At 46.9% G+C, this 25,445-nt stretch carries 20 protein-coding genes; 12 read left to right on the top strand and 8 right to left on the bottom strand.

Translation table 11 applies throughout. The features are described 5' to 3' along the window. From AACP44_RS01390 to coq7, 10 genes are all read left to right on the top strand, one after another. Positions 1 to 1,794: protein-disulfide reductase DsbD (locus AACP44_RS01390; RefSeq protein ID WP_339338260.1), on the top strand; the 1,794-nt coding region annotated here is incomplete at its 5' end. Between the two features lie 372 nt (positions 1,795 to 2,166). After that, positions 2,167 to 2,607: a type II 3-dehydroquinate dehydratase gene (gene aroQ / locus AACP44_RS01385; protein WP_339338259.1), complete on the top strand. Its 441-nt coding sequence runs from the start codon at positions 2,167 to 2,169 to the stop codon at positions 2,605 to 2,607. Positions 2,608 to 2,646: 39 nt separating this feature from the next. Then, positions 2,647 to 3,129, top strand: a complete 483-nt coding sequence (accB, locus tag AACP44_RS01380; RefSeq protein ID WP_339338257.1) for an acetyl-CoA carboxylase biotin carboxyl carrier protein — start codon at positions 2,647 to 2,649, stop codon at positions 3,127 to 3,129. A 42-nt stretch (positions 3,130 to 3,171) separates the two neighbouring features. Continuing rightward, on the top strand, positions 3,172 to 4,515 hold the full coding sequence (accC, locus tag AACP44_RS01375; RefSeq protein ID WP_339338255.1) for an acetyl-CoA carboxylase biotin carboxylase subunit: 1,344 nt from the start codon (positions 3,172 to 3,174) through the stop codon (positions 4,513 to 4,515). 64 nt (positions 4,516 to 4,579) lie between these two features. Further along, positions 4,580 to 5,464, top strand: coding sequence for a 50S ribosomal protein L11 methyltransferase (gene prmA, locus AACP44_RS01370; protein ID WP_339338253.1), 885 nt, complete (start codon positions 4,580 to 4,582; stop codon positions 5,462 to 5,464). Positions 5,465 to 5,867: 403 nt separating this feature from the next. Beyond that, entirely contained in the window at positions 5,868 to 6,947 is a 1,080-nt protein-coding gene (dusB, locus tag AACP44_RS01365) for a tRNA dihydrouridine synthase DusB (protein WP_339338251.1), read from the top strand. Positions 6,948 to 6,994: 47 nt separating this feature from the next. Further along, a complete protein-coding gene (gene fis / locus AACP44_RS01360; protein ID WP_339338264.1) occupies positions 6,995 to 7,294 on the top strand; it encodes a DNA-binding transcriptional regulator Fis in 300 nt (99 codons plus the stop codon). A 107-nt stretch (positions 7,295 to 7,401) separates the two neighbouring features. Next, a complete protein-coding gene (gene purH / locus AACP44_RS01355; protein ID WP_339338249.1) occupies positions 7,402 to 8,979 on the top strand; it encodes a bifunctional phosphoribosylaminoimidazolecarboxamide formyltransferase/IMP cyclohydrolase in 1,578 nt (525 codons plus the stop codon). Between the two features lie 19 nt (positions 8,980 to 8,998). Next, on the top strand, positions 8,999 to 10,288 hold the full coding sequence (gene purD, locus AACP44_RS01350; protein ID WP_339338247.1) for a phosphoribosylamine--glycine ligase: 1,290 nt from the start codon (positions 8,999 to 9,001) through the stop codon (positions 10,286 to 10,288). 22 nt (positions 10,289 to 10,310) lie between these two features. Continuing rightward, complete coding sequence (gene coq7 / locus AACP44_RS01345; RefSeq protein WP_339338245.1) at positions 10,311 to 10,952, top strand: 2-polyprenyl-3-methyl-6-methoxy-1,4-benzoquinone monooxygenase; 642 nt, start codon at positions 10,311 to 10,313, stop codon at positions 10,950 to 10,952. On the opposite strand, the gene epmA is transcribed toward coq7, so the two are convergent. After that, positions 10,949 to 11,917, bottom strand: coding sequence for an EF-P lysine aminoacylase EpmA (gene epmA / locus AACP44_RS01340; protein ID WP_339338243.1), 969 nt, complete (start codon positions 11,915 to 11,917; stop codon positions 10,949 to 10,951). The two genes, coq7 and epmA, sit on opposite strands and share 4 nt — an antisense overlap. After that, positions 11,917 to 12,486, bottom strand: coding sequence for an elongation factor P (efp, locus tag AACP44_RS01335; RefSeq protein WP_339338241.1), 570 nt, complete (start codon positions 12,484 to 12,486; stop codon positions 11,917 to 11,919). Before efp ends, epmA begins: the two co-directional genes overlap by 1 nt. A gap of 247 nt (positions 12,487 to 12,733) precedes the next feature. Here efp and epmB point away from each other — a divergent pair, with 247 nt between their 5' ends. Beyond that, positions 12,734 to 13,777, top strand: coding sequence for an EF-P beta-lysylation protein EpmB (epmB, locus tag AACP44_RS01330; protein WP_339338239.1), 1,044 nt, complete (start codon positions 12,734 to 12,736; stop codon positions 13,775 to 13,777). Between the two features lies 1 nt (position 13,778). Here the strand turns inward: epmB and serB are convergent, their stop codons facing one another. Further along, on the bottom strand, positions 13,779 to 14,990 hold the full coding sequence (gene serB, locus AACP44_RS01325; protein ID WP_339338237.1) for a phosphoserine phosphatase SerB: 1,212 nt from the start codon (positions 14,988 to 14,990) through the stop codon (positions 13,779 to 13,781). 117 nt (positions 14,991 to 15,107) lie between these two features. After that, on the bottom strand, positions 15,108 to 17,372 hold the full coding sequence (parC, locus tag AACP44_RS01320; protein ID WP_339338235.1) for a DNA topoisomerase IV subunit A: 2,265 nt from the start codon (positions 17,370 to 17,372) through the stop codon (positions 15,108 to 15,110). A gap of 317 nt (positions 17,373 to 17,689) precedes the next feature. On the opposite strand from parC, the gene AACP44_RS01315 reads away from it, so the two are divergent. Next, positions 17,690 to 18,520 carry a hypothetical protein gene (locus AACP44_RS01315; protein ID WP_339338233.1) on the top strand — a complete coding sequence of 277 codons (831 nt, stop codon included), beginning with the start codon at positions 17,690 to 17,692 and terminating at the stop codon, positions 18,518 to 18,520. A 20-nt stretch (positions 18,521 to 18,540) separates the two neighbouring features. Here AACP44_RS01315 and dtd read toward each other — a convergent pair whose 3' ends face one another. The 4 genes from dtd to typA all read right to left on the bottom strand — a co-directional run bounded on the left by dtd (position 18,541) and on the right by typA (position 25,235). After that, complete coding sequence (gene dtd / locus AACP44_RS01310; RefSeq protein WP_339338231.1) at positions 18,541 to 18,978, bottom strand: D-aminoacyl-tRNA deacylase; 438 nt, start codon at positions 18,976 to 18,978, stop codon at positions 18,541 to 18,543. A gap of 117 nt (positions 18,979 to 19,095) precedes the next feature. Then, on the bottom strand, positions 19,096 to 20,439 hold the full coding sequence (locus tag AACP44_RS01305) for a sodium-dependent transporter (protein WP_339338229.1): 1,344 nt from the start codon (positions 20,437 to 20,439) through the stop codon (positions 19,096 to 19,098). Between the two features lie 144 nt (positions 20,440 to 20,583). Beyond that, complete coding sequence (locus AACP44_RS01300; RefSeq protein ID WP_339338227.1) at positions 20,584 to 22,866, bottom strand: TonB-dependent receptor; 2,283 nt, start codon at positions 22,864 to 22,866, stop codon at positions 20,584 to 20,586. 554 nt (positions 22,867 to 23,420) lie between these two features. Then, positions 23,421 to 25,235 carry a translational GTPase TypA gene (gene typA / locus AACP44_RS01295; protein ID WP_339338225.1) on the bottom strand — a complete coding sequence of 605 codons (1,815 nt, stop codon included), beginning with the start codon at positions 25,233 to 25,235 and terminating at the stop codon, positions 23,421 to 23,423. Positions 25,236 to 25,445: the final 210 nt, after the last annotated feature.

The following is a 25,445-nucleotide window of genomic DNA, read 5'->3' as shown; positions in this document are numbered from 1 at the left end:
GCACAGCATAAGCCATTAATTTTAAACAGGAAGCCCATGCGCGCAGTATTTTTTGCTCTACTTTGTACTCTTTCGCTGACCCAGTCGGCAAGCTTGTTTGCCAATACTGATAGCCTTAGCTTAACCGCCAGCAATGTCATAGGTGCAGACAATCAATTTCTTCCCGTTGAACAGGCTTATCGATTAAGCACAGCATTTGATGCTGCCGGAGAGCTGCGCCTTTATTGGCAAATTGAAGATGGCTACTATTTATATCGCCATGGCTTTAAAGTAGAACTCAGCGCCAATGGCGAAACACTTACCACCGATCTGCTTATCCCCAAAGGCTTGACCAAAGAGGACGAATATTTTGGTCGAGTTGACGTTTATTATAATTACGCCGACCTTAGCCTAAAAGGTATCCCCAACTCGGCCAATCTTGCTTTAACCGTCACCAGTCAGGGCTGCGCTGATGCAGGTCTTTGCTACCCACCCCATTCTGAATATTTTCAGCTCGACGGCCAGCAACTTAGCGTTATTAAAGTAGACCGGCCAGTTGCGGCATCAGCAGATAACGCGGCTATAGCCGCCGCAAAACCATCCGGTGGCTTGCTGTATATGCTATTACTGGCCATGCTGGGTGGTGCGATTTTAAATTTAATGCCCTGTGTTTTTCCGGTACTCAGCTTTAAAGTCTTGGCCTTTGCTAACAATAACAACCATACCCCTATCATCCATGGTGTTGTTTACGCCGCAGGTGTCGTGATCAGTTTTGTTGCCGTGGCTGCGATATTGGTATCACTGCAAAATGCCGGTGAAGCAATTGGCTGGGGCTTCCATTTACAGTCACCGTGGCTGGTTGCGGCGTTGGTTTATTTGTTTTTTGTGATGGGCTTAAGTCTTTCCGGTTTTATTGAATTGGGCAGTAGCCTAATGAATATTGGCGGCAATCTGGCGCAAAAATCCGGCTATAGCGGTAGCTTTTTTACTGGTGTTTTGGCCACGGTGGTTGCCAGCCCCTGCACTGCGCCCTTTATGGGAACCGCTTTAGGCTATGCCATCACTCAGCCGCCTGCTATTGCGTTATTGGTTTTTGCCGCGCTTGGTGTCGGCATGGCCTTACCCGTGGTGATTTTAAGCGGCTCACCCAAGCTGCTAAATAAAATCCCCAAGCCAGGTCCGTGGATGGAGCGCCTTAAGCAACTATTGGCCTTTCCGCTTTATGCGACAGCCGTTTGGTTAAGCTGGGTGGTGGGCAAGCAAGTCGGTGTCAATGGTATGGCCTTGCTACTGTTAGGCTGCGTCCTGATTACCTTGGCGCTATGGTTATGGAGCGATCGCCTGTGGCAACGTCTAATAAGTGCCTGCTGCGCTGCGCTGGCCATCGCCATACTCACTAGCCCATCAATAAAGCCCATGGACACTGCAACGCAGAATGATAGTGAGTGGCAGGCTTATAGTCCGCAAACACTGGCCGAACTTCGCGCTCGAGGTACGCCGGTATTTCTGAATATCACAGCTGACTGGTGTATCACCTGCTTGGCTAATGAAAATCTCACCCTCAATACCGATGCCGTCAAACAGGCTATCCAAACCTCTGGGGTGGTTTATCTAAAAGGCGACTGGACCAATCGCAATGCCATGATTACTGCACTACTTAAAAAACATGGTCGCAACGGTATTCCGCTTTATATAGCCTACCCCGCCGACCCGCAAAAACCCGCTATATTGCTACCGCAAATTCTCAGCCAAGATATTGTGATTGATACCTTGCAAGCGATCGCTGTCAGTGGCGATCAGCTCAGAACTCGCTAAGTTATCACTCTAAGTTCTCCGATAGTGCTTCGAACTCGAAAATTCGTAAAAATAGCCCTTTTCAGCCGTCCAGAAAACGGATTTTTTCGGATGATCGCCAATAAGACAACTTTTTGCAGAAGATAGCCGCAATATCGACTCTTTTGTCCACTTTTAGCCAAAACTCCGCCTAACATGCCAACATCTTGAGCGATTTTGTTTGCATCTTGCTAAATTTGAAATATTTTATGCAGACATCTTGCGGGAAAATGTTGCGATATTGCACTTATCTTCATTGAAAACAACAAAAAATAGACTAAAATAATTTTTTAAGGCAGAATCGCCACACTGATTATAAAAGCAGCCAACCTAGCGCAAAGACGGAATACCACCATGGCATCGATATTGGTACTACACGGCCCCAACCTCAACCTGCTAGGCAGTCGCGAACCAGAGATTTATGGTTCAGAAAAGCTTGATGACATTAACACCGCGCTTACCGATGCCGCGCTAGCCGCTGGCCACCATCTGTTGACGATGCAGAGCAATGCGGAATATGAACTGATTGAACGCATTCATGACGCCCGCATGGAAGGCATTAACTATATTATTTTTAATCCCGGCGCATTGACTCATACCAGCATTGCGTTGCGTGACGCTCTGCTCGGCGTCGATATCCCCTTTATTGAAGTGCATATTTCTAACGTTTATCAACGGGAAGAATTCAGACAATTTTCTTACCTATCTGATATTGCCGAAGGCGTTATTTGCGGGCTGGGTAGCCAGGGCTATTTGCTAGCCTTGCAAGCGGCTATCAGTCAGGTTGAACGCTAATTTACTGATCATTTAAACGACGACCTTAAGAGAATTACCATGGATATACGCAAAGTAAAAAAACTGATCGAATTGCTCGAAGAATCGAACATCGATGAGATTGAAATAAAAGAAGGCGAAGAGTCTGTGCGTATCAGCCGCAACTCGGCTGCGGCGGCCGCACCGGTTTATGCAGCACCAGCCGCACCGGCAACAGCTACAGCCGTTGCCCCTCCTGCAACACCCGCACCCGCACCGGCAGAAGCACCCGCGACCCCAGCAGCTTCAGATGCCTCTTCGGCATTAACAGGTCATATCATCAAATCACCGATGGTGGGCACTTACTATCAGGCAGCATCGCCTGGCTCACCGCCGTTTGTTGAAGTAGGTCAGCACGTTAAGGTTGGCGATGTTATTTGTATCGTTGAAGCCATGAAGATGATGAATCAAATTGAAGCGGATAAAGCCGGTGTTGTTGAGGCTATTTTGGCCGAAGACGGTCAGCCGGTTGAATTTGATCAGCCATTAATCACCATCGTCTAACAACAAGCATTTACCGTCTTGTTTTAAGCTGGAAATAATTTCATGTTGGAAAAAATAGTTATTGCCAACCGCGGCGAGATTGCACTTCGCATTCTTCGTGCCTGTAAAGAACTGGGCATCAAAACTGTCGCGGTTCACTCGCAGGCTGATCGAGATTTAATGCATGTGCGTCTTGCCGATGAGTCGGTCTGTATTGGCCCCGCACCATCACCACTGAGTTATCTAAATATTCCTGCCATTATTAGCGCAGCGGAAGTCACCGACGCGGTAGGCATTCACCCCGGTTATGGTTTTCTTGCCGAAAATGCCGATTTTGCCGAGCAGGTACAAAAAAGTGGCTTTACGTTTATTGGTCCCTCGGCTGACACCATCCGCCTGATGGGCGATAAGGTTTCGGCCATTGACGCGATGCGCACAGCTGGCGTACCTACAGTGCCAGGCTCTAACGGGCCGCTACCTGTCGACGATAAAGAACGCTGTTTAGAGATTGCTCGGGAAATTGGCTACCCTGTCATTATTAAAGCCGCCGCCGGTGGTGGTGGACGCGGTATGCGCACGGTACAAAGCGAGGCCGCACTACTGAACTCCATTCATGTGACCCGAGCTGAAGCCGCTGCCGCGTTTGATGACGGCACCGTCTACATGGAAAAATTTCTGGAAAACCCGCGCCATGTTGAAATTCAGGTCATGGGCGATGGCCAAGGCAATGCGGTGCACTTTTATGATCGTGATTGCTCGTTACAACGGCGCCACCAAAAAGTCTTGGAAGAAGCGCCTGCGCCCGGCATCCCCGACGATGTTCGTGAAGAAGTTTATGCAGCCTGCGTCAATGCCTGTATCGAAATTGGCTATCGCGGTGCCGGCACTTTTGAATTTCTATATGAAGATAACCGCTTCTATTTTATTGAAATGAATACCCGTATTCAGGTCGAACACCCGGTTACTGAAATGGTGACCAACTTTGACCTGATCAAAGAACAGATTCGTGTTTGCTCAGGCGAAAAATTATCCGTTACGCAATCCGATATTAAACTCAGCGGCCACGCCTTTGAGTGTCGTATTAATGCCGAAGACCCAAAAACCTTTATGCCCTGTCCCGGCATGGTAAAAATTTATCACCCGCCAGGCGGCTTGGGAGTTCGGGTTGATTCGCATTTATATAGCGGCTATGCCGTGCCGCCAAATTACGATTCCATGATCGCCAAGGTTATTACTTGGGCAGAAGATCGCACCACCGCATTGGATCGTATGCGCAGTGCACTGGATGAAATGGTGATTGACGGTATCCGTACCAATATCCCGCTGCAGCAAGATCTGGTGAGAGACGGGCCATTTCGCGAAGGTGGAACCAATATCCACTATCTTGAAAAGAAACTCGGGCTCTAAGTCTAGCTTCAGGCGCTTCATCGGCGCCTAATTTTTTAGCTGTTAATCGATAGCGCAATCTCCTATGTCATGGTTACAACTTAGAGTCGATACCTGCCGCGAAACCACCGAGGCGATTGAAGATGCTTTGCTGGCAGCCGGTGCTGTGTCGGTGACCATGGAAGATAGCGCCGACCAACCGATACTCGAACCGGCGGTGGGCGAAACACCGCTATGGAAGCAAACTCGTGTCACCGGTTTATTCAGTGCCGACACAGAAACCACTCAAGCAACGGTTATCGCCACGGCAAGTTTTGGCCAGAGCCTGCCCCCTTATCGCTGGGAAATTTTAGAGGACAAAGACTGGGAACGGGAATGGATGCAAAACTTCCATCCGATGCGCTTTGGTCAGCGCCTATGGATTTGTCCTAGCTGGAAAACACCACCGCAGGCCGATGCCGTTAACTTAATGCTGGACCCTGGCTTGGCGTTTGGCACAGGCACACATCCAACCACGGCGCTGTGTCTGGAATGGCTGGATAGCTGCACTCTAAAAGATAAAACCGTGATCGATTATGGCTGTGGCTCGGGTATTCTCGGCATTGCCGCACTGCTACTGGGCGCTAAAGAAGTAATGGCGATCGACAACGACCCGCAGGCATTAATTGCTACTCAGGACAACGCCAAGCGCAATCATATTGACAGCAGTAAACTCAATGTCTATCTGCCTGATGACGCCCCCACTGATTATCAGGCCGATATTATGCTGGCCAATATCCTTGCCGGCCCATTGGCAGAGTTGGCCCCCTTACTTAGCCAACTCACTGTGGCCAGTGGCCAACTAGTGCTATCAGGGATTATCAATAGCCAAGCCGCCAAGCTGTTAACCGTTTATAAACCATGGTTTGAGATGGAAGCGCCGGCATTACACCATCAATGGGTGCGACTCTGCGGCAGGAAGAAGGCTTAAAACCAATCATGGCTATTGAAACGGGAATAAGATAAGCGCTGGTTTTATCACGCACCATTTACCATCAACAAATACCATGGAGATAACAGCAGTGAACACGGTAGTTAAGGCCACCACCCCGCCAAAACGATACAAGCCAGAAACTATCAGCCCCTCTCAAAGTCAACAAAAAAATTGTACAAAAGTTGTGCGATAAAACTTTATCTCGGACTCACTTACCATTATGATAGCGCCTCTTTTTTGAGCAGGGTCTGGCAGATATTGAGTGCACCGCTGCGAACTGTGAAAACAGTCGCACAATATAGCCATAAATCTATAGCCACAAATCTCCCAGCCAGGCTCCAACAGATCAATATCGTCTGTTATTAGCGTACTATCAGTCATTCACTATCCGGAATGTACCGTGTTTCAAATTGGCCCTTATGCATTGGCCAGTCGTGTTGTGCTTGCACCTATGGCTGGCGTTACCGACCTCCCGTTTCGGCAGTTATGTCGTCGGTTTGGGGCAGGCTTGGTGGTATCCGAGATGGTTACCAGCGATACTCGATTGTGGCATACCCGCAAATCGCAGCACCGCTTAAACCATATTGGCGAAGCCGAACCTCGATCCGTGCAAATAGCCGGTGGCGATGCGCAGACAATGGCCACAGCGGCGGAACTCAGTGTCGAACGCGGTGCGCAAATTGTTGATATCAATATGGGCTGCCCGGCAAAGAAAGTCTGTAAAAAAGCCGCCGGCTCAGCCTTGCTAAAAGACCAAGCACTGGTAACAGAGATATTGCAGGCCGTGGTTAATGCCGTCGATGTACCGGTAACCTTAAAGATACGCACCGGCTGGTCACCGGAACAACGCAATGGTTTAGATATAGCGCGTATTGCAGAAGATAATGGTATCGCGGCACTGGCCGTACATGGCCGAACCCGAGCTTGCCGATTTAACGGCACAGCCGAATATGACACCATTGCCCAAATCAAATCAGCAGTGGATATACCCGTCATCGCCAATGGCGATATCGATTCACCGCAGAAAGCTTTGCAGGTGATGCAATACACCAACGCTGATGCGGTAATGATCGGACGTGCAGCTCAGGGTAGACCCTGGCTATGCCGAGAAATAGATCACTATCTAACGACTGGTGAAATTATAGCGCCGCCAGATAATCATGAGATTAAAGGTATTTTGCTGCAACACCTGAATGCCCTACACGCCTTTTATGGCGAGTTTATGGGGGTCAAAATCGCACGTAAACATGTGGGCTGGTATTTACAGACAACAAGCCAACAAGCCTTGGCCAACGCTAAAAAACATAGCACTGAATTTCGCAGTCACTTTAACCAGCTGGAATCAGCAGCATCACAACTTGAAGCGATTGAAAACTATTTTCAACCGACATTGAATCAACAACCAACTATCAATCAGCAAGGCAGTATCCGCAAAGACCTGCCGGCAACCATTAAAAATAAAGAGGTAATAGCGGCATGAAAAACAATGACACTCTCCCAAGCAGCGCACCAACACCCGTCGCTGAAATGGTGTCAGACTTTGAGCAAACGGAACAGGATGCACAAAAGCAACATCTGACCAATGCCCCTGTCGCTCAGGCACAGACTTTACGCGACAGTGTATCGATTGCTTTAAACAATTATTTTGCCCATCTCGAAGGTCAAGACGTCACAGACGTTTACGAGATGGTGTTATCAGAAGTAGAAGCACCATTACTTGAAGAAGTAATGAAGTACACCCGTAATAATCAGACTAAAGCGTCTATCTTGCTCGGCTTAAACCGCGGCACACTGCGCAAAAAACTAAAGCAGTACGGTTTGTTATAAGCCCATCTATTACAAGGTAAAGGGGTGATTAGTTCACCCCTTTTTCCGTTTTATGTTTTTACATTATTTTTAAACGTTCACCTTTTAATTACAGTAGCCACAACACTATGAGCAACGATCAAAACCTTCGGCCTATCAAGCGTGCATTAATCAGCGTGTCCGACAAAACCGGCATTGTTGAATTTGCCCAAGCCTTACAAGCACAAAACGTAGAAATTCTTTCTACCGGCGGCACTTATAAATTACTGTGCGATAACAATATTGCCGCTATAGAAGTGTCGGAGTACACCGGCTTCCCAGAAATGATGGATGGTCGAGTAAAAACCCTGCACCCAAAAGTGCATGGCGGCATTCTTGCCCGCCGCGGTCAGGATGATGCCGTCATGGCAGAACATGGTATTAACGCTATTGATATGGTGGTGGTTAACCTTTACCCCTTTGAACAAACCGTTGCCAACCCTGATTGCTCACTGGAAGACGCGATTGAAAATATTGATATTGGCGGTCCAACCATGGTACGTGCAGCCGCTAAAAATAATGCTTTCGTCAACATTGTAGTCAATGCTACAGATTACCCCGCCATTATAGAAGAAATGCAACACAATAATGGCGCCACTTCACAAGCCACCCGTTTTGATTTAGCGATTAAAGCCTATGAGCATACCTCGGCTTATGATGGTGCCATTGCCAATTACTTTGGCCATAAAGTGCCCGGTGGTAACGATAATTTTCCGCGCACCTTTAATAGCCAATTTACTAAAACCCAAGATATGCGTTACGGTGAAAACTCGCATCAAAACTCAGCGTTTTATATTGAAAAAAATCCGCCAGCGGGTTCGATTTCTACCGCAACACAATTACAGGGCAAGGCATTATCCTATAACAATATTGCCGATACTGATGCGGCGCTGGAATGTGTTAAGCAATTTTCTGAACCTGCCTGCGTGATTGTAAAACATGCCAACCCCTGTGGTGTTGCGATCGCAGCGGATATTAAAACCGCCTACGATCTGGCGTTTGAAACCGATACTGAATCGGCCTTTGGTGGCATTATCGCGTTTAACCGCGAACTGGATGCGGCCACCGCAGAAGCAATTTGCCAACGTCAATTTGTTGAAGTGATTATTGCACCGACCGTTGCAAAAGCGGCTGTCGATGTCGTTACCGCTAAGAAAAATGTTCGCCTCTTAGAATGTGGTCAATGGGGCGACGCCGTTGCCGACTTTGATTTCAAGCGCGTTAATGGCGGCTTGTTAATTCAGGACCGCGATTTGGGTGTTATCACTGAAGCCGATTTAAAAATTGTTACCAAACGTCAGCCCACAGACACTGAAATTCGCGATTTATTATTTACTTGGAAAGTGGCCAAGTTTGTTAAATCAAACGCTATTATCTATGGCCGTGACGGTCGCACCATTGGTGTCGGCGCCGGCCAAATGAGCCGAGTTAATTCCGCACGGATCGCAGGTATTAAAGCTGAACATGCCGGCTTGGAAGTTAAAGGTTCGGTGATGGCCAGTGATGCTTTCTTCCCATTCAGTGATGGTATTGAAAATGCTGCTGCCGCAGGTATTAGCTGCGTTATTCAGCCCGGCGGCTCTATCCGTGACGATGAAGTGATTGCCGCGGCGGATAATGCCAATATGGCCATGGTCTTTACCGGTATGCGTCACTTCCGCCACTAAAAAGAAAGAGAGCAAAACAATGAATGTACTGATTATTGGTTCTGGCGGTCGCGAACACGCTCTGGCCTGGAAGGCGGCTCAGTCAGCCGCTGTTGAAACTGTTTTTGTTGCGCCCGGCAATGCCGGCACAGCTATAGAGCCGAACTGCACCAATATTGCGATTGATCCGATGGAGTTTGAAGCGCTGGCAGCCTTCGCCGCCGATAATGCTGTAGGCCTAACTATTGTTGGCCCGGAAGCACCATTGGTTGAAGGCGTGGTTGATTTTTTTACAGAAAAAAACCTGCGCTGTTTTGGTCCTGATAAAGGCGCTTCACAACTCGAAGGGTCTAAATCTTTTACCAAAGATTTTTTAGCGCGTCACCATATTCCCAGCGCGGCCTATCAAACCTTTACTGAAATTGATCCAGCCCTAGCCTATATCAAACAGCAAGGCGCGCCCATTGTTGTTAAGGCGGATGGTTTGGCGGCAGGTAAAGGCGTTATTGTTGCCATGACTGAAACTGAAGCTGAAGCAGCTGTTCGCGATATGTTAGCGGGCAATGCGTTTGGTGAAGCCGGCCATCGTGTTGTTATTGAGGATTTTCTTGAGGGCGAAGAAGCTAGCTTTATTGTCATGGTCGATGGTAAAAACATTTTACCGATGGCCACCAGCCAGGATCACAAACGGGCAGAAAATGGCGATCAAGGCCCCAACACCGGCGGTATGGGTGCATACTCTCCGGCGCCTGTGGTAACCGATAAAGTTTATCAACGCATTATGCAAGAAGTGATTGAACCTACGGTGGCCGGCATGGCGGCCGAGGGCAATGATTACACTGGTTTTCTCTATGCAGGCTTGATGATTACTACCGATGGTGCGCCAAAGGTCATTGAATATAATTGCCGTTTTGGTGACCCTGAAACACAGCCTATTATGATGCGCCTGCAAGGTGACTTAGTAACCATGTGTAACGCTGCCTTGGATGGTAAGCTGGATACCATGTCAGCCGAATGGGATTCACGCAGTGCTGTTGGCGTGGTGCTAGCCGCAGGCGGTTATCCGGCCAGCTATGCTAAAGGCGCTGTTATTTCCGGTCTTGATGCCGCTGCTAAAATCAGCGATAGTAAAGTCTTTCACGCTGGTACTGCCTTAGATAATGGCAATGTTGTTACCAGTGGTGGTCGCGTACTGTGTGCAACTGCCTTGGGCAACAGCGTTACTGAGGCTCAGCAGCAGGCTTACCAACAGGTTAACGCGATCAGCTGGGACAAGGTCTATTATCGAGATGATATTGGCTACCGCGCGATTGAGCGGGAACAGAATTAAGGCTAAACCTAACGAGGTCACTATGCAGCGCCATCTATCCTTTGTCGACAAACTGATAAGCAATGCTGATCAGGCGCTGCGCACGCTGGTTCCCAGTGCTGCAAACTCCATAGCCCCAAGTCCCGCCGCAAAAAAAGATCATACTGAACTTTCTGCGCAAGAACAAAAACATATTACCGGCTTAATGCGTATTAATCATACTGGTGAAGTCTGTGCCCAAGCGCTCTATCAAGGGCAGGCATTAACCGCCAAACTGCCTGAAGTCCGCGAAGAAATGCAACAGGCAGCGCAGGAAGAAATTGATCATTTAGTCTGGTGTGAAGAGCGTCTTAAGCAATTAGGCGGCCGTACCAGTTTATTAAACCCTATTTTCTATGCCGCCTCTTTTTCTATTGGCGCCGCCGCTGGCTTAGTCGGTGATAAATGGAGTTTAGGCTTTGTCGCCGCCACTGAAGACCAAGTCTGCAAGCATTTAACCGATCATTTGGAACAGCTGCCTGAGAGCGACAAAAAAAGCCGCGCTATTCTCGAGCAGATACTGGAAGATGAAGCTGAACATGGCAGTAAGGCACTAGCTGCTGGCGGACATCAATTTTCAGCGACCGCGAAAAAACTGATGACCGCTATGTCTAAAGTGATGACACAAACCACTTATCGCATTTAAGCTCTATCAATAGAAAAACTGATGGTTTCGGCAATCGTTGCCAACTGCTGACTTACCATTAATAAGCGATCCACTCCCAACGCTACTCCGGCACAACTAGGCAAGCCCTGCGCCATGGCTGCCAATAAAAATGGATCCGCTTCGATAGTGGGCGCAGATAATACTTGTCGCAATTGCTGATCTTGTTGGAATCGTTGTCTTTGTTCTTCGGCATCGGTTAATTCAAAATAGCCATTGGCCAACTCAATACCCTGACTGTAAAGCTCAAACCGTTGCGCAACTTTTATCCCGCTACTATCCATGCTCACTTTGGCCAGTGCAGATTGTGAAGCCGGATAATCAGTAATAAAGACCGGCGTATCAACGCCTAGCTCCGGCTCAATAATCTCCGCTAATAAAAGATTTAACCAATCATCTTTTTTGTCGCTGTCCATCTGTATATCGAGATGCTGTTGAGCAATCGTTCTAACGGTTTCACAATCACAAGAATGTGGATCAATAGAAAACGCATCTAAAAAAACATCCCGATAACTTATTCTATTAAAAGGCTTATCGCTGTTTAACACCTGTGATACCAACTGCTCAACTTCGTCCATCAACTGATAATGGTTAAAGTCCGGGCGATACCATTCCAACATCGTAAACTCCGGATTGTGATAACCACCCGCCTCCCCTTTGCGAAACGCTTTACACAATTGATAAATAGGCCCCGAACCCGATGCTAATAATCGCTTCATCGCATACTCGGGGGAGGTTTGTAAAAAATATCGTTCTGTTGCGCCTATAGGATTATCGGCCGTTAACGCCTGCATATAAGGGTCGGTCACCGAGTATTTAGCGAGTAAGGGCGTATCTACTTCGAGAATATTGCGTGCGGAAAAAAACTGTCGGATAGTAGCCAGCAAATCGGCTCGCGCTTTTAAGGTGGTTAACGCGGCCGATGGCTGCCAGACTGACTCGGTCATTAGCCTTTGGCGCGGCTAACGTATTCGCCGGTGCGAGTATCAATACGCAGCACTTCGCCGATATTAACAAACAGCGGTACTCGGACTACGGCACCGGTTTGCAAGGTGGCTGGCTTGCTGCCGCCCTGCGCTGTATCGCCCTTAAGGCCCGGATCGGTTTCGGTTACTTCCAGTTCTACAAAGTTAGGGACGGCAATTGTCAGTGGCGAGCCGTTATATAAAGTCACCACACAGCGATCCTGCTCTTTTAGCCATTTGGCCTCTTCACCTACCGCAGTAGCATCGGCCTGATGCTGCTCAAAGGTTTCTGGCTCCATAAAATACCAGAATTCACCGTCGTTATAGAGATACTCCATTTCCATCTCCATCACATCGGCACCTTCCAGAGTTTCTCCGGATTTTAAAGAGCGCTCCCAAATACGACCGGTTTTCAGGTTGCGAAATTTAACCCGACTAAAGGCCTGCCCCTTACCGGGACGAACGAATTCATTTTCCAAAATGGTACACGGGTCGCCTTCAACCATTAATTTAAGACCATTTTTGAATTCGTTGGTAGAGTACGTTGCCATATTATTGCCTGCTTATTATTGCTGTTGCCTACCGACAACTGATTGATTTTTAAGAATTTAGAGAATACCTCATGGGCATCATTCAACTCATTGCTGGCGATTATACATGAGCGAGGTATTGAACATAAGCGCAAGCCTGCACACATGAAGCTTTTGGTACTGGGTAACAATAGACGCCCTACAGCGAGATTTTGTTGATAGAATGGTGCCCGTTTTGGTTTATACCTCATCATTTTTAAGGGCAGCAATGACAACCCTAACGCCGGTAATTCCACAGGCCGAACTGCAAACCACTGAAAGCTGGCAACAGGCGCTGGCCGATGTGATTCGCCAACCTGAAGAGTTGTTGACGCTATTACAACTGGATAAAAGCGCGCTTCCCGCAGCGCTTGCTGCTACGCAGGATTTTCCGCTACGAGTGCCGCGCTGTTTTGTGGCCAGAATGAAAACCGGCTGCATCGATGACCCGTTGCTTCAACAAGTGTTGCCGTTAGGTGCCGAGCTTGACTATCAACCCGGCTTTACCGAAGACCCGCTTGGCGAGAGTGATAGCAACCCAATCCCCGGGCTTATTCATAAATACCATGGCCGCGTCTTGCTGATTGTCAGCGGTGGCTGCGCCATTAACTGCCGCTATTGTTTTCGCCGCCATTTTCCTTATAGCGACAACAACCCTTCAAGATCAGAACGGCAGCAGATGCTCGACTATCTACGCAATGATCCGACCATTACTGAAGTTATTTTAAGTGGTGGTGACCCGTTGGCAGCCAGTGATCAGTTACTGGCCGAGCTGGTCAATGATATTGCCACCATACCCCATATCACCACGCTGAGGGTACATAGCCGAATGCCGATTGTTATTCCGCAGCGAATTAACCCATCCTGCCTACAGTGGTTAACCGGGACTCGCTTAAAGGTGGTGATGGTCGTGCATTGCAATCACGCCAATGAAATCAATCAGCCTGTTCGAAAGAGTCTTGACCAACTGAAACTGGCCGGTATTACTGTACTTAATCAGGCAGTGCTCTTAGCCGGTGTCAATGATGATACGAAAAGCCTGATCAGTCTCAGTGAGGCTTTATTTGAAGCCGGCGCCTTACCTTATTATCTGCATATACTGGATACAGTTAAGGGTGCGGCGCATTTTCAAGTTTCTGAACGCCAGGGTCAGCAGCTGATTAATGAGCTACTGGCTCACCTGCCCGGTTATCTGGTACCCAAATTAGTGAAAGAAGTGGCCGGAGCCAGCTCAAAAATTCCTATCCCATCGGCATCGATATACCACGAATAAATCAGGCGGAATGTCTATCGCCGATGCCCAATAAATATAAAATACCATCCAAGCCCAATGTAGAAATAGACTGCTTGGCAGACTCTTTGACGATTGGTTTTGCTCTAAAGGCAATACCCAAGCCGGCAATACTTAACATCGGCAAATCATTGGCACCATCGCCTACCGCAATTGACTGCTCCAGTGAAATATTTTCCTGTTGCGCAATACTACGAAGCAGTTCAGCTTTGCGCGCACCATCAACCACTTGACCGGTTACATTGCCGGTGACTTGACCATCAACCACTTCCAACTCATTGGCGTAAACATAATCAATACCCAACTGGCGCTGCAAGTATTCACCAAAGTAATTAAAGCCGCCGCTAAGTATGGCTGTCTTGTAGCCAAGACGCTTTAGATTGGCAACCAATTTTTCTGCGCCTTCTGTGACTGGCAATGTCTGAGCAATATCGGCAAGTACCGATTCATCCAAACCTTTGAGTAAAGCAACCCGCGCAGAAAAGCTTTCAGTAAAGTCCAGCTCACCAGCCATAGCCCGCTCGGTAATTGCTGCCACCTGCTCACCAACACCGGCGGCCTTGGCCAATTCATCAATCACCTCAGCTTCAATCAAAGTTGAATCCATATCAAACACCACCAAGCGGCGATTGCGACGGAACATATTGTCTTCCTGAAAGGCAATATCAATATCAAATTGGCTGGTCAATTCCATTAGCTGACTGCGAAAAGCTGGGCTATCTTCAACTTCACCGCGCAGAGAAAACTCAACACAGGCCTTGGTCTGCTGCTGCACATTATCCAACGGGATACGGCCGGATAAACGATCGATACGATCAATATTAAGCTTATTAGCGGCGACAACCGCGGTGACTGCGGATAAATGTTCGGCGGTAATAATGCGCGCCAACAAGGTCACAATATGGCGAGGCTTGCCCTGACCGGCAACCCAGTGTCCGTAACTGGCTTCATCAATGGGTGAAAAGCGCACCGTCAGATTCAATTCATGAGTACGAAATAAAATATCTTTGAGTATCAGAGAGGAGTCGGCCGCGGCAGGCACCGCTACCAGAATACCTAACGACAGGGTATCGTGAATAACCGATTGACCAATATCCAGAATATCGACGTCATAATCCGCCAGTATTTCGGTGATTAAGGAGGTCAGCCCTGGCTTATCATCACCGGCTACATTAATAAGAATAACTTCTTTCACAGGTTTAAACCTTATTCACCCTATACAACACTACAACGCGATTATTTAGGGGGACTTATTGTAACGGCGGCGCAAGATCACGCCAAGCATCCATCACACTGTCTACCCCTGATAGCTTTATTCACATGGGATAACTTCTACGCTATCAACTTTTTGGAAGCCCCGCGGCAACTTATGGCCACGTCGTCCACGCTCACCAATATAATGATCCAGTTCGCTAAACTTCATATTCAGGTGACGCTTGCCCGCATAAACTCGCAGAGCATCTTTGTTGCGAATAACATTCACCGACACCATAAATTCTTCACGCGCCTGTAATCTCGATGTGGGAATACCAATAATTTTATTGCCTTTACCGCGCGCCATAATCGGCAGATCGGTCAGCGGGAATAACAGCATACGACCTTCATTGCTAACCGCAACTACAAACGCTTCTTCAGTACTGGTACTGCCAACTCTAGCCGGCTGTATCACCCTGCCACCTTTAGGAACGGTTAATGCCGCTTTACCCGCTTTGTTTTTAGTTTGTAGGTCAGCCGCTTTTACGACAAAACCGTAGCCGGCATCGGAGGCTAGTAAATATAAATCATCCGCAGCCCCCATCATCAAACCTTCGAAACTGGCACCTGAAGGCGAATTAATTCGACCTGTTAATGGCTCACCCTGACCACGGGCCGAGGGCAAACTATGGGCAGCAACGGTATAAGCCTTACCGCCGGAATCCAATATCACGGCCGATTGATTCGACTTACCTTTGGCGGCCAGATGAAAACCATCACCGGATTTATAATTTAAACTGGCGGGGTCCATCTCATGGCCCTTGGCAGCACGAATCCAACCCTTGACTGACAACACAACCGTCAGCGGCTCGGTGGTCATTAATTCTTCTTCACTAAAGGCTTTGGCGTCATCACGCGTTACGATTGGCGAACGTCGATCATCACCAAACTGTTCTGCTGCTTCTGCTAACTCTTTACGCACCAGTGTTTTTAAGCGGCGAGTCGAGCCAATAATTTTTTCCAGCTCTTCCTTTTCTTTTTCCAGCGTTTCTTCTTCAGTACGAATTTTCATTTCTTCCAAGCGGGCCAACTGCCGCAACTTGGTTTCCATAATATATTCGGCCTGCATTTCAACTAAATCAAAACGCTCGATTAACACCGGCTTGGGCTGTTCTTCTTCGCGGATAATACGAATGACTTCATCCACATTAAGATAAACAATCATTAAGGCGGCCAAACGCATTAAACGCTCTTCCACCTTTTCCAAACGGTGTTGCAAGCGGCGCTTGGTAGTCTCGGTACGGAACTGCAGCCATTCCTTCAAGATTTTATCGAGAGGCTTTACTTCAGGCCGGCCATCAATACCAATCATATTTAAATTAACACGATAGGTACGTTCAAGGTCGGTTGAGGCAAATAAATGGTTCATCATCGGTTCAATATCAACCCGATTGGAACGTGGGATAATTACCAGCCGAGTTGGATTCTCGTGATCAGACTCATCACGCAAGTCAGCCACCATCGGCAATTTTTTCGCATGAACCTGTTGCGCAATCTGTTCCAATATCTTTGAACCGGAAACCTGATGCGGTAGCGCCGTTACCACCACATCAGTACCCTCTTTGTGCCATACTGCTCGCATGCGAATGCTGCCCTTGCCGGTTTTATAAAGCGTTTGAATATCGTCAAGGGGGGTAATAATTTCTGCTTCGGTCGGATAATCCGGACCTTTGATATGCTCGCTTAAATCGTCAAGGGTCGCCTTGGGTTGCTCCAATAAATGAATGCAGGCATTAACCACTTCACGCATATTATGAGGCGGAATATCGGTGGCCATACCCACCGCAATACCCGTGGTGCCGTTCAGCAATACCGTCGGCACTTTTGAAGGCATAACCTGAGGCTCATCAAGAGTGCCATCAAAATTGGGTTGCCACGCCACCGTACCCTGCCCCAATTCCGACAGCAATAACTCGGAGAAAGGCGATAATTTAGACTCGGTATAACGCATCGCCGCAAAGGATTTAGGGTCATCACTGGAACCCCAGTTGCCCTGGCCATCGACCAGCGGGTAGCGATAGGAAAAATCCTGCGCCATCAACACCATAGCCTCATATACCGAGCTATCACCATGCGGGTGAAACTTACCAATAACATCCCCCACGGTACGGGCTGATTTCTTATACTTGGCGGCGGCTTTTAAACCTAGCTCACTCATGGCATAGACGATCCGTCGCTGTACCGGCTTTAGACCGTCGGCAATATTTGGTAGCGCACGGTCGAGAATAACGTACATGGAATAATCCAGATAAGCCTTCTCGGTATAACTTTTGAGTGAGATCTGTTCAACGCCATCATCAGCGATATTGAACTGGTCGGACATAGTGTTTTCCCGATTTTTTTATAGCGATAGCCAGCGGGATTATCACTGATAAATCAGTCTGTTACCAGATAAAAAGCCAATGATCAGCATAAACAACCACCGCCACCCCGCTCAAACTACTATCAATAAATACTAGCGCAGCATTGGCACAATCATAATGCCAGCCCAAAACGCTTTAAGTTGTTCAATGCTAGCAAAAGCAGTAGCATCAGCGGCTGCAACCATTAGGGTCAAACTGCGGTTTCTATGACATAATGCACTATCATTTTTTTATCCTATTGAATATGACTGCCACCCGCTACTACAGAACAACCCTGTTGATCACTCTGATGATGGCGACCTTAGCCGGTAGCGCGGCCTATGCCGCTTCGGAAGCCGAGACCCGCAAACAATTATTTGAAAATCAGCGCAATTTGATTATGTTGCGCAAAGAAAAGAGAACCTATACGCAAGCACTGCAAAAGGCAGAGGCCAGACGGGCGCTCAGCACCGAGACCGATACTATTGATGCGGAAATTCTCGATCTCAAAGACTCCATAGATATTGCCAACCTATTGATCGAGAATGCCTCTGAACTAGTCGCTCGCCAACGACTGTTGTTGGCCACGCTGGAAAAAGGTGTGCCTCCTTCCGCTCTGGATATTGCCCTTAACAAAGTCCTTAAGAGTAATTTACCGGAACTACTTAAAAACCTGTCAAATAATGAAGCCGCGCACAAGGATATTGCCCGGCTTAAGATTCTTCTAAAGCAACAAACAGGGTTTGCTACCGAGCTCAGCCATAATAGCCAATCGGTTTCTTTGGTACAGAAACAAAAGATTGCTGAGAATGAATTATTGCGTCTGCTAGCGCTATTTAGCCGCGGTAGCGCCGATGATGACCAAGCTGAAGACAAAAAGATCACGATTAACGGCAGCACGGAAGATGGCCTTTATAGCGAAGAAAATACGCTGATTTATTTGGGGCATCAGCAATACCATATGGAGTTAACGGTTTATAGCGGCAATATAAACTTTACGGTGGATAATCGTCACTGGGAATTTACTATCCCCGAAACGGAAAATCAGGCTGTCTATATTGTTATTTACGATTTGGCTAAAGAGGAACCGCGTTTAGTGATATTTAATAAATCTCTTCTGCTTAAATAACGGCGATTGTAATAACCGCATCAGGTTTCCAGCAGGAAAGTCATCGGTCCATCATTTACCAACGCCACTTTCATATCACCGCCAAATTTCCCAGTAGCTACGGTTATCGACTTTTGCCGAATTTTTTCTACCAAAAGCTGATACAGTTTTTCGGCAATATCCGGCTTTGCTGCCAAAGAAAAACCAGGGCGCAAGCCTTTTTTAGTATCGGCAGCCAGCGTAAATTGGGAAACGACTAATAAGCTGCCATCAATATCGGTAACGCTTAAATTAATTTTTCCAGCGGCATCGGAGAACACACGATAGGCCAGCAAACGATCCACCATTTTATCCACGGTGGCTTCATCGTCATGTTTTTCCACGCCCAACAGGACTAATAAACCCTGATTAATTTCCCCAATAATTTGATGATCTACGGTAACGCTGGCTTCGGTTACCCGCTGGATTAATGCCTTCAAAATTATCTCTCTTGCTATTTAATCAGAGTTGCCCATCGGATCTATAACATTTGGCTGTATATTTTTAGTCTATCCAAGCATTGATAATGCGGCTGTTACCCTTTTAAAAACTTGGGATTAACCAAGGCTTTGGATAAACGCTGTTAAGATTAAAACTGGGCAGAAAAATTTGACATAGGCCGGCCAGATTTTCCAAAACCAAGTTTTTTCAATATCTGCATGGCCTTTTTGAATCGCCTGCAATAACTGATTGCGGTGCCAAATCCAGCCAACAAATAGACATATCATCATACCCAGTAATGGCTGGCTGTAAACCGTTGTTAAATCAATTACCAACCCAAACAGCCGATCAAAGTTAAGTAGGATTAACGTAGCAACACTAAAAATCGCCAAACCAATAATCAGTGTTGCCTGCGTTCTGCTCGCAGTGGTTTTTTCGGCCACCAAAGATACGGGGACTTCTAGCATAGAGATCGATGAAGTTAACGAGGCAATCGACATCAATAGAAAAAAAGCAAAAGCCGCCCACAAGCCGACGCTACCCATAGAGTCAAAGAGCACCGGCAATACTTGAAAAATTAAATCCGGGCCAGCTATTAAATCGCCAGCTTCAGTAAAAATATCGGCGCCGTATTGTCCGGCGACATAAATAGCAGGAATGATCAGCAGGCCGGCCATAAAGGCAATACCAGCATCAACCAGCGTGACTGTAGCGCCCAGCTTTGGCAAGCTGTCTTTTTCCGCGAGGTAAGAGCCATAAACCAGCATGGTGCCCACCCCCAGAGACATCGAGAAAAAAGCCTGCCCCATAGCGCTAACAATTAACGAAGGATTAACCTGAGCGATATCCGGCAGCAAATAGAGTTTCAAGCCTTCAGTGGCACCGTCCTGCATTAACACATAGATAATCAATGCCAGCATTAGCACCAATAACAACGGCATTAAACGGGTCGACCATTTTTCAATACCTGCGGTTACCCCTTTAACGTTAATCGCCATGGTTAATACAATAAATACCGTCATGGTTATCAGATTACGCTCAAAGCCAAATTCGGTCAGCCAGATACCGGCTTCGGCCCAGCCAAACATCATAGTCACTGACTCTAATAAATAAGCCAACATCCAACCGGCAATAATGGCGTAAAAACTTAAAATCAAACCGGCAACGATCACACCGTAATAACCGACCAAGGAGCCCAATCTATAAGTGACCGGCCCGCTAGCAAGACCTCGCAAAGCCGTCACCATATTAGCGCGGGCATGGCGGCCAATAATCAGTTCGGCCATTAACGCCGGGTATGCCAAACAAAAAGCCAGCACAAGATAGGTCAAGACAAATGCTGCACCGCCATTGTTGGCAGTTTGGGTAGGAAAACCCCAGATATTACCAAGGCCAACGGCTGAGCCGGCAGCAGCCATAACAAAACCGGTCTTGGATGAAAATTGTTCTCTGGAGGCCATAACTGTCTTTATTACTTTTTTTAATTAGTTGCGCTTTATTTATCGAATAGTGACTGGTATTAGGCTAGCAGGCAAATACATTATGTAAATAAAAAAGGCTGTGGAAAACCACAGCCTTGTTAAAGTCTCTAACAATTATTGAAGTTAGAAATTGTATTGGGCAGAAACACCAATAGTGCGTGGGCGGTTTCTTACTGTACGGTCATAGCCTTCTACGTTATACACGATAGCATCATTATATGTGTAAATAGCTTCTTCATCGGTTACATTATCTATAAACAATGAAGCTTTCCAGTCTTCACTACTCTGATAACCAATACGCAAATCAACCAAAGTATAATCTGGTTTCACATTTCTTGAGTCTATGCCTTGTCCTGTCACATCGGTTTTAGCAGCTCCTACGACCTCCAAAGTTTCATCAACATAGCTGACACTACCGTAAACAAAGATTTCACCATTGGCATAAGGCATAATCCAGTCTAGCGATACCGTAGCGGTTATTTCAGGTACATCCGCCAATAAATCACCACTCTTCACGATCCCCTGCACCGTTTCAGTAAACTCAGCTTTGGTATAACCCATACCAGCATTCATTGTCAGACTGTCGGTTAGTACAGCATTAACTTCAGCCTCAAAACCGAGAGACTCTGCCTCACCCAAATTGCCAACAAATTTAAAGGCTTTGCAATCATCCTTGAGCGCAACCGACTGCTGAATATCACTCCACTTAAGACGATATACCGAAGCATTTACTCTCAATCTATCACTGGGCTCCATTTTTAAACCCAACTCCAGATTGTCGACAGAGTCACCTTTATAAGTAGATGGATTCCCTGAAATACCTAATGCATTTAACTGGTCATCACAGTCAGAATTAGTACTGCGGGGAATGGTTCTATTGCCGCCACCAGGTCGGGTCGCATCTGACGAAGTAATATAGGCTTGGGATGTCTCCGCAAAACTCCACGATAATGTAACGCGGTAATTAACCTCCTGATCGGAAGAATTAACTTTTAGCAACCCTGCATTTTCTTCTTCTAGCTGTTCTGCACCATAAGCCAGACCCCAGTCTTCCTTATGCTGTCGATAGTCATAGTCCAGATAACGAAGACCTGTGGTCAAACTAAAATCATTCATAAAGGCATACTCAACTTCACCAAATATAGCCTTTTCTTTGTAGTTGGTCTGATCATTAGTATTGGCAATGCCATGCACATTTATATCCTCAAAACCTCGCTGCATAATATAATCTGCATTAACTTGGGCATCTTTATTGTAAATACCCAGCAACCACTGCATATCAGAATCACTATTGGAGGAAATCCGCGCTTCAAAAGTTTCATCCTCAAGAGAAACATTTTCATCAACAAATACTGCTTGTTTAACTTCCGCAACCGTATAAGTTATGTGAAATTGATCTTTCCAACCGATAATAGGGTCTGTAATGTCTTCGATATTAACGAAGTCACGCTTCATCTTGGAAAAATTCACCAACACAGAATAATCCTCAAGATCACTACCGATAGTTAGACTGGTCAAGGTAAAATCATCTTTAAAAGGTTCTGCAGCGTCAAATTTTCGAGACTGTACATCCAGAGAAGGACCGTCATAATTTGGCTTACCATCCATCGCCATAGATTGAGTAAAATAAGCTGGCTGAATATAAGTATCTTCGTTTAACTGATATCGTAAGGTGGCACGAATAGAGTTGGTCTCTTCGGTATTAACATCTTCAACCTTGCCGCTATGCCCCTCACCATCGTCATAAACACGATCAATAAAGCCATCGTTATCAGTGGTTGAACCCACAATACGAACGGCAACGTCATCAGTTAAGGCCAGATTTAACATACCATTGATAGTATGGTTTAAACCGCCACCTTTAGTCGACGATACTTCAGTCGCCAACTTGCCTTCGTCGCCATCGAGATTAGGCTTGGCCGTGATAAGACGCACTGTCCCGCCCATAGAACTGGAGCCATATAGCGTGCCCTGCGGACCACGCAATACTTCCACTCGCTCCAAATCAAATAGCTTAGGACTGACAACGGCTTGCGCAAAAGAGGTAGAAGAACCGGATGTTATTGTCGAAATAGGCATTTCATCAATATAGTAACTCACGGTTGGCGCAAAGCCGGTAGCGGCAGACACACCGCGTATATTTAATTTGGTACGGCCAGGTCCGGAAGATTTCATCGACAGCGACGGCACGGTGGCAGCAATATCGTCAAAATCCTGAATACCGGTGGCTTCAAGTTTTTCACCCGTGGTTGCTGAAACACTTAAGGGTACTTCCTGTAATGATTCTGAGCGCTTGGTTGCGGTAACCACGACTTCCTCAAGTGCCGCGTTCGCTAAATTACCGGTTAGATAAATAAATCCTATAGTGGTAGGTAATAGGGCTTTAGCCCATTTTATTGGTTTCATGATTTGTCCCTCATCAAGTTAGTCCTTTTATCCTTAATGCTGCTACTGATTAACTACTCTCACCCGTTAATGGCCATTTTGAAATACTGGACTTTAACGACATAAATATTAATTATATCAGGCAGACAGCGTTGCAATCATAGTATGCACCCAGTAACAACACAATCATCCATGCACTACAGAGAGGAACAAAAAACATAGTGAAAGTGTCAGTGCAGTTATTATGATTTGCAGGAAATTCTTTAGGCGCCATCCGCTATGGGCTACAGCGTTATTTGGATGCTGAACAGCGACGCCGAAATTTAAGCATGCTAGTGTGAGATTGCGGATGATGTTGGTATAGCATGCTATACCTTTTTGGTGGCGTCCGGCTTGATCATCACGCTAAAATATTTGCCGACGCATTGCGCGTCCTGCCTGATGACGATTGTGATATCGCAGAGAAAACGGCAAGACAATTTTTACATTATGATGCTGTGCTGCAAACAACGTTGCAGCAACTGTTCATTTTATTTAGCTGTAAGCTGTCTGAATATCAATAAAATAATCAGCTCTTATTTGCCATTGCCAGCCCGCTTACGCGCATTTTCGGTTAGTAATTTTTTGCGTAAACGAATGCTTTCTGGCGTTACTTCTACCAATTCATCATCTTCGATAAATTCCAAAGCCTGTTCCAGCGTATGTTTTACCGGCGGCGTTAATATCAAGGCTTCATCGGTGCCCGAGGCTCGCACATTGGTTAGCTGTTTGCCTTTAGTCGGGTTAACCGCCAGATCATTGCTACGAGAATGCAGACCCACGATTTGACCTTCGTAAATATCAACCGCATGGCCCAGAAATAAACGACCGCGCTCCTGCAAGTTAAACAGCGAGTAACTTAAGGTTTTACCCGTGACCATGGAAACCAATACGCCATTTTGGCGACTAACCACCTCGCCTACTTTAACCGGGCCATAGTGATCAAAAATACTGGTCATAATGCCGGAGCCAGAGGTCATGGTTAAAAACTGTGAACGGAAACCGATCAAACCACGCGAAGGTATTATAAATTCCAATTTTACTCGGCCTTTTCCATCGGGCTCCATATTGGTCATTTCTGCTTTACGAAGGCCTAGCTCTTCCATAATGGAACCCTGATGCTGTTCTTCAACATCAATCACCACTTGTTCGTAAGGCTCTTGGATTTCGCCATCGACTTCGCGCTGAATAACTTCCGGACGCGATACTCCTAACTCAAAACCTTCACGACGCATGGTTTCGATTAATACTGATAAATGCAATTCACCACGGCCTGAGACTTTAAATTTATCCGGGCTGTCACCGGGCTCAACCCGCAATGCAACATTGTGAATTAATTCCTGCTCCAAACGCTCCATAATATTACGCGAGGTAACAAACTTACCTTCTTTGCCCGCAAACGGAGAATCATTAACTTGGAAAGTCATGCTGACAGTGGGCTCATCAACCGTCAGCGCCGGCAATGATTCAACCGCTGCCGGATCACACAAGGTATCGGAAATACTCAAGCCGTCGATTCCGGTAATACAAACAATATCACCGGCTCGAGCTTGTTCAACTTCAACACGCTCAAGACCCAGATGCCCCATCACTTTTAGCACCTTGCCTTTTTTCTCTTTGCCATCAGCGCTGGCAACAATCACCGGCTGGTTGGGCTTTAAAGAACCGCGAGTAATACGACCAACACCAATAACCCCGACATAGCTGGAATAATCCAAGGCCGACACTTGCATTTGGAAAGGGCTGTCAATATCAACTGCCGGCGGGTTAACTTTGTCGACAATCATTTCAAACAACGGCGTCATATCTTCAGCCAGCTCATCAGCTTCCGGACCGGCAATACCATTTAGGGCTGAGGCGTAGATAATGGGGAAATCCAACTGCTCGTCAGTCGCGCCCAGACGATCAAAAAGATCAAATACCTGATCCATCACCCAATCAGGACGGGCACCGGGGCGATCAACTTTGTTGACTACCACGATAGGATTCAAGCCCTGCTCAAACGCCTTGGAGGTAACAAAGCGGGTTTGCGGCATAGGGCCATCGACGGCGTCGACTAATAGCAAGACACAATCAACCATCGACAATACCCGCTCTACTTCACCACCAAAATCGGCGTGCCCCGGGGTATCGACGATATTGATATGGTATCCATTCCATTCGATGGCGGTATTTTTGGCCAGAATGGTAATGCCCCGCTCTTTTTCCTGATCATTGGAGTCCATGACCCGCTCGGCGCCTTGGTCCTTGCGCTCTAGAGTGCCTGATTGTTCAAGCAGTTTATCTACCAAGGTGGTTTTACCATGGTCTACGTGGGCAATTATGGCGATATTACGAAGTTTTTCGATCACTGCTGGGCACCTGAATGTCAATAAATTGTAGCTAGAGCAAAGTAGCTAGGGCAAAAAAGGTGCGGGATTATACATCAATCGAGGTAATGGTGGCGGAAATAATAGAAGCTTGCGGTGTATTAACGGGGAAATATCGGCAAATGCCGATCCGGTCATGCCTGACCACTTGTTTTTAGCTGCAATGCTCAAGCTTTTTATCGAGCTGGCCCA

This window comes from uncultured Oceanicoccus sp. (assembly GCF_963968385.1).
In the GTDB taxonomy this organism is placed as follows: domain Bacteria; phylum Pseudomonadota; class Gammaproteobacteria; order Pseudomonadales; family Dasaniaceae; genus Oceanicoccus.
This window is presented reverse-complemented; position numbering and strand designations above follow the sequence as displayed.

Coding starts and splice junctions, on each gene's coding strand:
- aroQ (WP_339338259.1), top strand. CDS start 2,167: ATGGCATCGATATTGGTACTACACGGCCCCAACCTCAACCTGCTAGGC.
- accB (WP_339338257.1), top strand. CDS start 2,647: ATGGATATACGCAAAGTAAAAAAACTGATCGAATTGCTCGAAGAATCG.
- accC (WP_339338255.1), top strand. CDS start 3,172: ATGTTGGAAAAAATAGTTATTGCCAACCGCGGCGAGATTGCACTTCGC.
- prmA (WP_339338253.1), top strand. CDS start 4,580: ATGTCATGGTTACAACTTAGAGTCGATACCTGCCGCGAAACCACCGAG.
- fis (WP_339338264.1), top strand. CDS start 6,995: ATGGTGTCAGACTTTGAGCAAACGGAACAGGATGCACAAAAGCAACAT.
- purH (WP_339338249.1), top strand. CDS start 7,402: ATGAGCAACGATCAAAACCTTCGGCCTATCAAGCGTGCATTAATCAGC.
- purD (WP_339338247.1), top strand. CDS start 8,999: ATGAATGTACTGATTATTGGTTCTGGCGGTCGCGAACACGCTCTGGCC.
- coq7 (WP_339338245.1), top strand. CDS start 10,311: ATGCAGCGCCATCTATCCTTTGTCGACAAACTGATAAGCAATGCTGAT.
- epmA (WP_339338243.1), bottom strand. CDS start 11,917: ATGACCGAGTCAGTCTGGCAGCCATCGGCCGCGTTAACCACCTTAAAA.
- efp (WP_339338241.1), bottom strand. CDS start 12,486: ATGGCAACGTACTCTACCAACGAATTCAAAAATGGTCTTAAATTAATG.
- epmB (WP_339338239.1), top strand. CDS start 12,734: ATGACAACCCTAACGCCGGTAATTCCACAGGCCGAACTGCAAACCACT.
- parC (WP_339338235.1), bottom strand. CDS start 17,372: ATGTCCGACCAGTTCAATATCGCTGATGATGGCGTTGAACAGATCTCA.
- AACP44_RS01305 (WP_339338229.1), bottom strand. CDS start 20,439: ATGGCCTCCAGAGAACAATTTTCATCCAAGACCGGTTTTGTTATGGCT.
- AACP44_RS01300 (WP_339338227.1), bottom strand. CDS start 22,866: ATGAAACCAATAAAATGGGCTAAAGCCCTATTACCTACCACTATAGGA.